The organism is Pseudomonas sediminis (genome assembly GCF_002741105.1).
GTDB lineage: Bacteria > Pseudomonadota > Gammaproteobacteria > Pseudomonadales > Pseudomonadaceae > Aquipseudomonas > Aquipseudomonas sediminis.
In genome coordinates this window covers 531,790-541,473 of sequence record NZ_NIQU01000004.1, presented here as the reverse complement: position 1 = coordinate 541,473, position 9,684 = coordinate 531,790, and the positions used below count along the sequence as shown (strand labels likewise).

Here is a 9,684-nt window from a genome sequence, read left to right as displayed (position 1 = left end):
CAGCAGCAACTGTGCCGAGGCCTGCAAGGTGAAGTCGGCGCCTTCGTGTTCGGGGCGACACATACGCATCATCGCGGCGAACAGGGCGACGGTGGACATGCCGTCGGCCACCTGCTCGAACAGGGTCACGGCATAGACCAACCCGGTATTGGCGCCCTGCCCCACCAGCAAGGCCAGGGCAGCGATGCCGATGGCTTGCAGGGCGCCGAACAGAATCAAGGCACGCAGCACGCCGATGCGCGCGTAGAGCAAGCCACCCAGCAAGGCGCCGCCGATCCCGGCCAGGCTGCTGATCAGGGTCAGTTGGCCTAGCGCTGCGGTGCTCCAACCTTGATCCACCAGCATCGGTTTGATCATCGGCGAGCCGAGCGAGTCGCTCAGTTTGAAGGTCAGTACCACCGCCAGCCACAGCAGCATGCCGGGTTGCGCCAACAGGCCACGGTAGTGGTCGAACAGCAGACGTGGGCCGAGAGCGTTCTCAGCAAGAGCAGGCTGGAACGGCAACACGCGACGCTCGGGAAACAGCCAGATCGGTACGGTCATCAGCAGGATCAGCCCGGCCACCACCCCCACAGCCAGATTCCAGCCCAACGGGTCGATCACCAGCAACAGGCCGCTGCCGCTGACGATCATGCCAACCTTGTAGCCGCCCACCTGCAGGCTGTTCCCCAAGCCGCGCCAGCGCTCGGGTAGCAAGCGCACGGTGAGCCCGTCGGTGGCGATATCCTGGGTCGAGGCCAGCAGGTTGATCAGTAGCAGCAAGCCGAGCAACAACCACAGGCCGGAGCCGAACAATGTCTGCGGGGCGAGTAGCGCCAATGCCGCGACACAGGCGATGACGCCGCTTTGCAGCGGCAGGATCCAGCCACGGTGATGGCCCAGTCGGGGCGAGGCCAGACGGTCGATCCAGGGTGCCCAGAACACCTTGAGCAGCCAGGGCAGCGCCAGCAGTTTGAGCAAGCCAATCAGCGCCAGGTCGACGCCATGCTGGCGCAGCAGCACCGGTAGCGAGTGGGCGATCAGCCCGGATGGCAAACCCTGAGCACAGTAGAGCGAGGCCAGCAGCACCAGCGTGGCGTTGGACGGGCGAAGTGCAGTGGGCGACATGACGGGCGCTCGCGGCAAAAGCGCAAGCCTAGTGGTTTGCGCATGCGGGCGGCAACGAGGCGGTGGTTACAGTTCGTAGCTCGACGGGGCGCGGCTGCAGCCCTTCCCACGGGGCAGGACGTTCGATTAGTTGTAGCCCGGATGCAATCAGGGGCCGTTGCTATCGCTCCCGGATTGCATCCGGGCTACGTGAAAAACCTTCACGAAGCCAAAGATCTTACAAGCTATTCAGGCACTCGCTCAGGCCGCCAGCCAGATTCTCCAGCAGTTGCTCGTAACCGCTGGCGTCGACCGGCAAGGCGCCGCCCAAGGCATCCAGTTCCGCCAGTTTCACCGGCAAGCCTGCGGTAAGGGTTTCAGCCAGACGCGGACGTAGCGGCGGTTCGCTGAACACGCAGCTCGGCCCCGTCTGCTGCAGGCGCTCGCGCATGGCAGCGACATGCCGCGCACCGGGCTGTACTTCGGTCAGCACGCTGAATACACCGTCGTGCTTGAGGCCGTAGGCAGCCTCGAAATAGTCGAAGGCCTCGTGGAAAACGAAGTACGGCTTGCCTTGCAAGGCGGCCAGTTGCGGGCGAATACGGCCATCGAGCGCATCCAGACGTGCTTCGAAAGCTTTCAGGTTGGCGGCGTAACGCGCTGCGTTGGCCACGTCGAGCTTGGTCAGGTCTGCCGCCATGCGGGCGGCGATGACCTTGGCGTTGCCCGCAGCCAGCCACAGATGCGCATCCAGACTGCCCGGACGATGATCGTGGTCATGGCCAAGCTGATCGCTGGCATGTTCGTGGCCATGATCATGTTCGTCTTGGTCATGATCGTGTTCGTCGTGGCTATCGCCGAAGTGGCGCAGGGTCATACCGGGCAGGTCCTGCACGGCCACCTGGGGCTTGTCACGGCTACCCAGCACGCGCGGCAGGAAGGCCTCCATGTCCGGTCCGATCCAGTACAGCAGGTCAGCATCACGCACTCGCCGTACGTCGGACGGGCGCAACGCATAGTGGTGCGGCGAAGCACCGGGCGGCAGCAACACCTCGGGTTCGCCAACGCCGTCCTGCACCGCTGCGGCGATCAGTTGCAGCGGTTTGATACTGGTCAGCACACGCACTTCGGCTTGGGCGCTGGCGACGAAAAACAGGGTAAAGAGACAGAAAAGGCGCAACACGGGGCATACTCGGATTGGATTGAAGGGCGCCTCTGAAAACGTAGGCGAGGCAGTCAGCGCAAGGCAAAAACAGGCGAAAAAGCGCAGTTTACGAGCTGTAAATGAGCATTTTGAGTCTGTTTTTAACGCTGCGATGGCAACGCAGGTAGTTTTTAGAGGCGCCCTGAACAGGTAACATAATAACGTCTCTTCTCAGCGCCGTCCTTGCCCATGACCGACACGCCCCTGGCTTCACGCCCTCATGACCATTCTCGCTGCGTCAGCCATGCCCTGGCCGAGGCCGAAACCATCTGCGCGCGCCAGGGCCTGCGCCTGACTGCCCTGCGCAAGCGCGTGCTGGAGCTGGTGTGGGCCAGCCACAAGCCGCTCGGCGCCTATGACATCCTCGGCGTATTGAGCGATGAAGACGGTCGCCGCGCGGCGCCGCCCACAGTGTACCGCGCACTGGATTTCCTGTTGGAAAACGGCCTGGTGCACCGCATCGCATCACTTAACGCCTTCGTCGGTTGCAGCCACCCTGAGCACGCGCATCAGGGCCAGTTCCTGATTTGCCGTAGCTGCCACGCGGCTACCGAGCTGGAGCAACCGGCCATCAGCCAGGCCATCGTCGACGGGGCGGCCGGCGTTGGCTTCGTCGTCGAAAGCCAGACCGTGGAAGTGGTCGGCCTCTGCGCAGGCTGCAAGGGCGCGGCATGAGCGATGCGCTGATCCGCCTCGACGGCGTCGCTGTCAGCTTCAACGGCCAGCCGGTTCTGGACGATGTGCAGCTCAGCGTACAGCCCGGCGAGATCGTCACCCTGATCGGCCCCAACGGCGCCGGCAAGACCACCCTGGTACGCGTGGTGCTCGGCCTGCTCCAACCCGACAGCGGCAACGTGCGCCGAGCGCCGCGCCTGCGCATCGGCTACATGCCGCAAAAACTCCACGTCGACGCGACCCTGCCGCTCTCGGTGCTGCGTTTCCTGCGCCTGGTGCCTGGGGTGGATCGCAAGCGCGCCCTGGCAGCACTGGCCGAGGTCGGTGCCGAGCAGGTGATCGACAGCCCGCTGCAGAGCATTTCCGGTGGCGAGATGCAGCGCGTACTGCTGGCCCGCGCCCTGCTGCGCGAGCCGCAACTGCTGGTGCTCGACGAGCCGGTACAAGGCGTCGACGTCGCCGGCCAGGCAGAGCTGTATCGGCTGATCTCGCGGCTGCGCGAACGCCATGGCTGCGGCGTACTGATGGTCTCGCACGACCTGCACCTGGTGATGAGCGCCACTGATCAGGTGGTCTGCCTCAACCGCCATGTGTGCTGTTCCGGTCACCCTGAGCAGGTCAGCGGTGACCCAGCCTTCATCGAACTGTTCGGCCAGGACGCCAAGAGCCTGGCCGTCTACCACCACCATCATGACCACGCTCACGACCTGCATGGCGGCGTGGTTCAGCCCGGCCTGACCATCCACGGCCCGGCTCACGTTCACGGCCCTGGTTGCAAACACTGATGCCCGATTTCCTTCTCAACGCCCTGCTCGCCGGCCTTACCCTGGCCCTGGTGGCCGGACCGCTCGGCTCCTTCGTGGTGTGGCGGCGCATGGCCTACTTCGGCGACACCCTGTCCCATGCGGCCCTGCTCGGCGTGGCGCTGGGCCTGATGCTTGACGTCAGTCCGACCCTGACGGTGACCGTAGGCTGCGTGCTGCTCGCCGTGCTGCTGGTGACCCTGCAGCAGCGCCAGCCGCTGGCCTCCGACACCCTGCTGGGTATCCTCGCCCACAGCACCCTGTCACTGGGCCTGGTGGCGCTGAGTTTCATGCATGACGTGCGCATCGACCTTATGAGCTACCTGTTCGGTGACCTGCTCGCCGTCAGCACCACCGATCTGGCCTGGATCATCGGCGGCAGCGCCCTGGTGCTGGCGCTGCTGGCGTGGTTGTGGCGACCGCTGCTGGCGATCACCGTGCACGAAGAACTGGCACGGGTCGAAGGCCTGCCGGTAGCAGCGATTCGCCTGGCGCTGATGCTGCTGATCGCTGTGGTGATCGCCGTGGCGATGAAGATCGTCGGCGTGCTGCTGATCACTTCCCTGCTGATCATCCCCGCCGCCGCCGCCCAGCGCCACGCACGCACGCCGGAACAGATGGCCGTGGGCGCCAGCCTGCTCGGCCTGATGGCGGTGTGCTGCGGTCTGGCGCTGTCCTGGTATCAGGACACACCGGCCGGGCCATCCATCGTGGTCAGCGCTGCTGCGTTATTCCTGGCCAGCTTTGCGCTGCCCAAGCGCAACAGCTGATGGCGCGCTCTGCGTAGCCGATCAAGATGAAATCAGCGGTACGAACCTGTATGATTGCGCGTTTTTTGCACAATTCGAGACGCGTAGTTATGAAGTCGTTCGCTTTTCGTGGTCTTCCGCTTTTTCTGGTTCTACTTCTGGCCGGTTGCCAGAGCAGCCAGCAGCACAGCCTCCCGCCGGTCGATGATCTGGTCATCGCCTTCCGCCAGCTCGACCTGAGCCTGGCCGAAGAGCGTCTCGACGATGCGCGTAGCCAGCTCAACACCCTGCAGCAGCGCGCCAGCCGCGACACGCGCCTGGAGCAGTACCAGCGCCAGTTGGCCGAGGCCTATATGGAACAGGGCCGCGAAGCACTGCAGCAGGGCGATCTGGATCGCGCCGCGCAGGCCTTGGGCCAGGCCCGCAGCCTGATGCCACAGGCGCCGGCTCTGAGTCACGACCTCAACCAGGCCATCGACAGCGCACGTACGGCCCGCCAGACGGCCGCCGAGCAGCAGGCGCGCGATGCCGCCGCCAAGCTCGATGCCGAGCGTCAGCAACAACTGCGTCAGCAGCGCCTGGCCAGTGAACGCCAGGCCGCGACCAAGGCAGCAACCACTCCGGCAGCTGCGAGCCAGCCGGCACCCGTGGCCGAGCGTACGCCCAAGGCACGCCTGATCGATCCGAGCGCCGCCACCAGCGTCGTGGCGTTGCCTATGCTGGACAGCCAGGACAACGAAAACCTGCGCCGACTGCTCGACGGCGTAGCCGCCGATGTCGTGACCTTTCGCTGCGCAGTGCGCATCGAAGTGCGCGAGGCCAAGGATTACCCCTGGGTCGCGGCGCTGCTCTCGGCGCGGATCAAGAAGCTTGACCCGAGCTTCCGTCCGCAGTTGAGCCAGAAGATCGCGCCACAACAGGTACCGCGCCTGCTGTTGAGCCCACAACGCAACTGAGGAAGGGCGCGCGCACTACCGCTGATCGGTAATGCAATTTTGTAATAACCATAGGCCTACAAAGATTTTCTCGGCCTAAACACTGCCGGGTAAACTAGCGCACTTTTGCGCCCTACCCGGCGCTCGATGCGCCGGCTCGACAACCCTCTGGAGCCGGCGACTGAACACACCCAAAAGGTCGTTCGCGTGATCCAGTTTCAATCCGTCCACAAGGCCTACCGCGTCGCAGGCCGCGAGATTCCGGCACTGCAGCCCACCACGCTGCAGGTCGGCAGCGGCCAGGTGTTCGGCATCATCGGCCATTCCGGCGCCGGCAAGAGCACCCTGCTGCGCCTGATCAACCGCCTGGAGGAACCCTCCGGCGGGCGCATCGAGATCGACGGCGTCGATGTCACCGCCCTCGATGCCAATGGCCTGCGTCGCTTCCGCCAGCAGGTCGGGATGATCTTCCAGCACTTCAATCTGCTGTCGTCGAAGACCGTCGCCGACAACATCGCCATGCCGCTGCGTCTGGCCGGCGAGCTGAGCCGCGCCGAGATCGATACCCGCGTCGCCGAATTGCTGGCGCGCGTCGGCCTGCAGGATCACGCCAACAAATACCCCGCGCAGCTCTCCGGTGGGCAGAAGCAGCGCGTCGGCATTGCCCGTGCGCTGAGCACGCGACCGAAGATCCTGCTGTGCGATGAGGCCACCAGCGCCCTCGACCCGCAGACCACCACCGCCGTGCTGCACCTGCTGGCCGAGATCAACCGCGAACTGGGCCTGACCATCGTGCTGATCACCCACGAGATGGACGTGATCCGCCGCGTCTGCGACCGCGTGGCGGTGATGGACGCTGGTGTCATCGTCGAGGAAGGCCCGGTGGCCGAGGTGTTCCTGCACCCGCAGCACCCGACCACCAAGCGTTTCGTGCAGGAGTCCGAGCATGTCGACGAAGCCGAACAGCGCGATGACTTCGCTCATGTCGAAGGCCGCATCCTGCGCCTGACCTTCCAGGGCGACGCCACCTACGCCCCGCTGCTGGGCACCGTGGCACGTGAGACCGGGGTGGACTACAGCATCCTCGCCGGGCGTATCGACCGCATCAAGGACACCCCCTACGGCCAGCTCACCCTGGCCCTGACCGGTGGCGACATCGACGCCGCGCTGGCGCGCTTCGAAGCCGCCGACGTGCATCTGGAGGTACTGCGCTGATGCTCGAACAACTGCTGCCCAACGTGTTCTGGCCGGAAATCTGGCAGGCCAGTCTCGACACCCTGAATATGCTGCTCGGCTCGATGCTGTTCACCGTGCTACTCGGCCTGCCGCTTGGCGTGCTGCTGTTTCTCAGCGGCCCGCGCCAGCTGTTCGAGCAGAAGGCCCTGTATGGCGCGCTGTCGCTGGTGGTGAACATCCTGCGCTCGGTGCCCTTCGTCATCCTGCTGATCCTGATGATTCCCTTCACCGAGCTGCTGGTCGGCACCTCGCTGGGCGTGGCCGGAGCCATCCCGCCATTGGTAGTAGGCGCCACGCCGTTCTTCGCGCGCCTGGTGGAAACCGCCCTGCGCGAAGTCGAGCGCGGCATCATCGAGGCGACCCAGGCGATGGGCGCCACTACCTGGCAGATCATCACCCGCGCGCTGCTGCCCGAGGCGTTGCCCGGCCTGCTCGCGGCCACCGCCGTCACCGCGATTACCCTGGTGTCCTACACCGCCATGAGCGGCCTGATCGGCGGCGGCGGCCTCGGCGACCTGGCCGTGCGCTACGGCTACCAGCGCTACCAACCGGACGTGATGGCGGTGACCGTGATCCTGCTGCTGATTCTGGTGCAGGTGCTGCAGATGGTCGGGGATCGCCTGGTCGTACATTTTTCTCGTAAGTGATTATGAAAAGCGGCGACTCGCTACCCGCGGGACCCGCACCAACCTTCCCAAAAGGAACCTTGAAATGAAGAAGCTGCTGACTGCCATCGCCGCCTGCGCGGCCTTCTCGGCCCAGGCCGAAACCCTCAACGTCGCCGCCACCCCGGTGCCGCACGCGGAGATCCTCGAGTTCGTCAAACCAGCCCTGGCCAAAGAAGGCGTGGAGCTGAAGGTGCGTGTGTTCACCGACTACGTGCAGCCCAACCTGCAGGTACAGCAGAAGAATCTCGACGCCAACTTCTTCCAGCACCAGCCGTACCTGGACGAATTCAATGCCAGCCGCAAGATCGACCTGGTCAACGTTGCCGGCGTACACGTCGAGCCCTTCGGCGCCTACTCCAGCAAGATCAAGGACCTGAACGAGCTGCCGCAAGGCGCCACCGTGGCCATCCCCAACGATGCCACCAACGGCGGCCGTGCCCTGCTGCTGCTGCAGAAGGCCGGAGTGATCAAACTCAAGCCAGAAGCCGGCATCCTCGCCACGCCGAAGGACATCGTCGAAAACCCGAAAGCGATCAAGGTGCGTGAACTGGAAGCAGCCACCCTGCCGCGCGTACTGAGCCAGGTCGACCTCGCCCTGATCAACACCAACTACGCCCTGGAAGCCAAGCTGAACCCGACCCAGGACGCCCTGGCCATCGAAGGCAGCGACTCGCCATACGTGAACATTCTGGTGACCCGCGCTGACAACAAGGACAGCGACGCCGTGCAGAAGCTGGTCAAGGCCCTGCACAGCGCCGAAGTGAAGCAGTTCATCGAAGAGAAGTACAAAGGTGCCGTCGTCCCGGCGTTCTGATCGCCGCTGACACCCTGAGCAGTACCCGATGCCGCGCCTCTGCAAAGCCGCGCGGCATTTTCATGTCTGCGCGATGAGCGGCGTGCTCACGACGGGATAAAGCGCAGCACGCCGGCTTGCCGCGGCCCGGCGCCGCTAGGGTCGTCACTGGGATGGGCGATGCCGTCGCTGACCGGCACCTCAGCGAAGTCGAACGGGCTGATGCCCTCCAGGCAGGCGACATTGACGCCGTACTGATGGGGATTGGAACGGCGTTGGTGGTGGGTGTAGATGCCACAGCGTGAACAGAAGAAGTGCGCGGCGCTCTGGGTGTTGAAACGATAGGTGGTAAGCAAGTCTTCACCCTGCAGAAGACGAAAGCCGGCCAGCTCGGCCGAGACCGCCACCGCCCCGCGCATGCGGCAGTAGGAGCAGTTGCAGCGCCGTGCGCTGTGCAGGCCATCGCTCAAGGTCACGTGAAAGCGCACACCGCCGCAATGGCAGGCGCCGTTGATTTCGCCGATATCCTTGTTCATCCGTCAGACCTCCGCTCGACAGGAAACCTCATCATAGGTTGGATCAGCCAGGCACTGCAGCAACCAGTCCAGCGCCGGCTGGCGCTGGGCGCGGCGCAGGGTCGCGACCAACTCGCGGTGGAAGGTGAGCTCACCCAGCTCCAGTACGCGTAGCGCCTGGGGTCGGTTACACCACAAGCCGGCACGGGGTATCAGCGATACACCCAGCCCACACTCGACCATACGCACGATGGCCTCCAGCTCGTCCAGCTCCAGCGCCTCGCGGGGCGTCAGCCGTTGTTCGCGGAGGAAACGCTCGACCTGGCGACCACCGAAGGAACGGCGGTCATAACGCACGAAGGGCTGCTCGCGCAGCAGTTGCAGCGGATCGTCCCCCGGCAGGCCAGGCGGTACGATCAGCACGAAGGGTTCGCGAGCCAGGGGGACCTGCATCAGTTCCTTGGGCAACTCGAAGGGCGGACGGATCAGTACCGCCAGATCCAGTTCACCGGCGTCCACCTGCCCCAGCAGATCGAGCGAGACACCCGGCACCAGCTTCAGCTCGACCCGTGCGGCCTGAGTACGAAAGCGCACCAGGGCCTCAGGCAACAGCCCTGTCTGGACACTGGCGATGGCACCAATTTTGAGTTCGCCCTGCCATTCGGCCAGCGCCGTCGGCACCGCCATCTGCGCGTAAAGACCCAGTATCTGTTCTGCCAACGGTAAGGCGTGGCGTCCACCGGCACTGAGCACCGCGCTGCGGCCGCTGCGATCGAACAGGCGTACGCCAAGGTTCTGCTCCAGCACGCGCATCTGCGCGCTGACGGCAGACTGGGTCAGCCCTACGCGCTGCCCCGCAGCAGCGAAGGTGCCATGCCGGGCTACGGTGACGAAGGTTTTCAGCTCACGCAGCATGGACGCCTCGATTGATCAAAATTATTTGAGCTTGCGAGTAAGGATATTCGCTTTCAATCGATTTGGCTGTTGCTAGGCTAGCCCGACAGACAATAACCAGAGGTA

General features: G+C 64.6%; 11 protein-coding genes. 7 read left to right on the top strand and 4 right to left on the bottom strand.

Annotation, left to right across the window (positions count from 1 at the left end; all coding sequences use genetic code 11):
- The coding region (locus tag CDO35_RS13145) for an MFS transporter (RefSeq protein ID WP_099525162.1) at positions 1–1,107 on the bottom strand (1,107 nt) is incomplete at its 3' end.
- 217 nt (positions 1,108–1,324) lie between these two features.
- Positions 1,325–2,269: a zinc ABC transporter substrate-binding protein ZnuA gene (gene znuA, locus CDO35_RS13140; protein ID WP_099525161.1), complete on the bottom strand. Its 945-nt coding sequence runs from the start codon at positions 2,267–2,269 to the stop codon at positions 1,325–1,327.
- Between the two features lie 210 nt (positions 2,270–2,479).
- On the opposite strand from znuA, the gene zur reads away from it, so the two are divergent.
- The 7 genes from zur to CDO35_RS13100 all read left to right on the top strand — a co-directional run bounded on the left by zur (position 2,480) and on the right by CDO35_RS13100 (position 8,170).
- Positions 2,480–2,965: a zinc uptake transcriptional repressor Zur gene (zur, locus tag CDO35_RS13130; protein WP_099525160.1), complete on the top strand. Its 486-nt coding sequence runs from the start codon at positions 2,480–2,482 to the stop codon at positions 2,963–2,965.
- A complete protein-coding gene (gene znuC / locus CDO35_RS13125; RefSeq protein WP_099525159.1) occupies positions 2,962–3,750 on the top strand; it encodes a zinc ABC transporter ATP-binding protein ZnuC in 789 nt (262 codons plus the stop codon). The genes zur and znuC overlap by 4 nt, the downstream gene beginning before the upstream one ends.
- Positions 3,750–4,538, top strand: coding sequence for a zinc ABC transporter permease subunit ZnuB (gene znuB / locus CDO35_RS13120; RefSeq protein ID WP_099525158.1), 789 nt, complete (start codon positions 3,750–3,752; stop codon positions 4,536–4,538). The genes znuC and znuB overlap by 1 nt, the downstream gene beginning before the upstream one ends.
- A gap of 89 nt (positions 4,539–4,627) precedes the next feature.
- Positions 4,628–5,473: a PA5502 family lipoprotein gene (locus CDO35_RS13115; protein ID WP_099525157.1), complete on the top strand. Its 846-nt coding sequence runs from the start codon at positions 4,628–4,630 to the stop codon at positions 5,471–5,473.
- 186 nt (positions 5,474–5,659) lie between these two features.
- Entirely contained in the window at positions 5,660–6,667 is a 1,008-nt protein-coding gene (locus tag CDO35_RS13110; protein WP_099525172.1) for a methionine ABC transporter ATP-binding protein, read from the top strand.
- Positions 6,667–7,335 (top strand): methionine ABC transporter permease, encoded by a 669-nt coding sequence (locus CDO35_RS13105; RefSeq protein WP_099525156.1) that lies wholly within the window; start codon positions 6,667–6,669, stop codon positions 7,333–7,335. Before CDO35_RS13110 ends, CDO35_RS13105 begins: the two co-directional genes overlap by 1 nt.
- A gap of 64 nt (positions 7,336–7,399) precedes the next feature.
- The gene (locus CDO35_RS13100) at positions 7,400–8,170 is read left to right on the top strand and encodes a MetQ/NlpA family ABC transporter substrate-binding protein (protein ID WP_099525155.1); all 771 of its coding nucleotides are present in this window, start codon (positions 7,400–7,402) and stop codon (positions 8,168–8,170) included.
- Between the two features lie 86 nt (positions 8,171–8,256).
- On the opposite strand, the gene CDO35_RS13095 is transcribed toward CDO35_RS13100, so the two are convergent.
- Positions 8,257–8,685 carry a GFA family protein gene (locus CDO35_RS13095; protein ID WP_099525154.1) on the bottom strand — a complete coding sequence of 143 codons (429 nt, stop codon included), beginning with the start codon at positions 8,683–8,685 and terminating at the stop codon, positions 8,257–8,259.
- Positions 8,686–8,688: 3 nt separating this feature from the next.
- A complete protein-coding gene (locus tag CDO35_RS13090; RefSeq protein WP_092378850.1) occupies positions 8,689–9,579 on the bottom strand; it encodes a LysR family transcriptional regulator in 891 nt (296 codons plus the stop codon).
- Positions 9,580–9,684 lie beyond the last annotated feature (105 nt).

Bases quoted from the DNA above. Each gene is read 5' to 3' on its own strand.
- CDO35_RS13090 (WP_092378850.1), bottom strand. From the start codon at position 9,579: ATGCTGCGTGAGCTGAAAACCTTCGTCACCGTAGCCCGGCATGGCACC.
- zur (WP_099525160.1), top strand. From the start codon at position 2,480: ATGACCGACACGCCCCTGGCTTCACGCCCTCATGACCATTCTCGCTGC.
- CDO35_RS13100 (WP_099525155.1), top strand. From the start codon at position 7,400: ATGAAGAAGCTGCTGACTGCCATCGCCGCCTGCGCGGCCTTCTCGGCC.
- CDO35_RS13105 (WP_099525156.1), top strand. From the start codon at position 6,667: ATGCTCGAACAACTGCTGCCCAACGTGTTCTGGCCGGAAATCTGGCAG.
- CDO35_RS13095 (WP_099525154.1), bottom strand. From the start codon at position 8,685: ATGAACAAGGATATCGGCGAAATCAACGGCGCCTGCCATTGCGGCGGT.
- znuB (WP_099525158.1), top strand. From the start codon at position 3,750: ATGCCCGATTTCCTTCTCAACGCCCTGCTCGCCGGCCTTACCCTGGCC.
- znuC (WP_099525159.1), top strand. From the start codon at position 2,962: ATGAGCGATGCGCTGATCCGCCTCGACGGCGTCGCTGTCAGCTTCAAC.
- CDO35_RS13115 (WP_099525157.1), top strand. From the start codon at position 4,628: ATGAAGTCGTTCGCTTTTCGTGGTCTTCCGCTTTTTCTGGTTCTACTT.